The following is a 339-nucleotide window of genomic DNA, read 5'->3' as shown; positions in this document are numbered from 1 at the left end:
ATCGGCAGTACCGGTGCCCCGGCCCCCAGCTGGTAGCCGCCACCGACCCCCGACGAGGCCCGGACCGGATAGCCCAGTTCGCGCAGCCGCTCGATGTCACGCCGGATGCTGCGCCGGTCCACGCCCATGCGCTCGGCCAGCTCGGCCCCTGACCACTGGCGGCGGGCCTGCAGCAGGGCGATCAGGCGCAGCAGTCGATGGGCGGTATGGCGCATGAAGGATCGAGGACAGAAGTCGTCCGCAATAGTGCCCCAGGATGGCCTCCAGTTCACCACCCACCGCAAGGAGCAATGCCATGTCCTCACGCCAGATCTCCCTGTACCACGCCGCCCGTTCCCG

At 69.3% G+C, this 339-nt stretch carries 1 protein-coding gene; it reads right to left on the bottom strand.

The annotated features are described in order from the left end of the window. The coding region (locus EN850_RS34640; protein ID WP_136093008.1) for an HTH domain-containing protein at nt 1-215 on the bottom strand (215 nt) is incomplete at its 3' end. Nucleotides 216-339 lie beyond the last annotated feature (124 nt).

The sequence above is a fragment of the Mesorhizobium sp. M8A.F.Ca.ET.207.01.1.1 genome (assembly GCF_004794715.1).
Classification (GTDB): Bacteria; Pseudomonadota; Alphaproteobacteria; order Rhizobiales; family Rhizobiaceae; genus Mesorhizobium.
The sequence above is the reverse complement of the archived record's forward strand: the minus strand, read 5'-3'. Positions and strand labels throughout refer to the sequence as shown.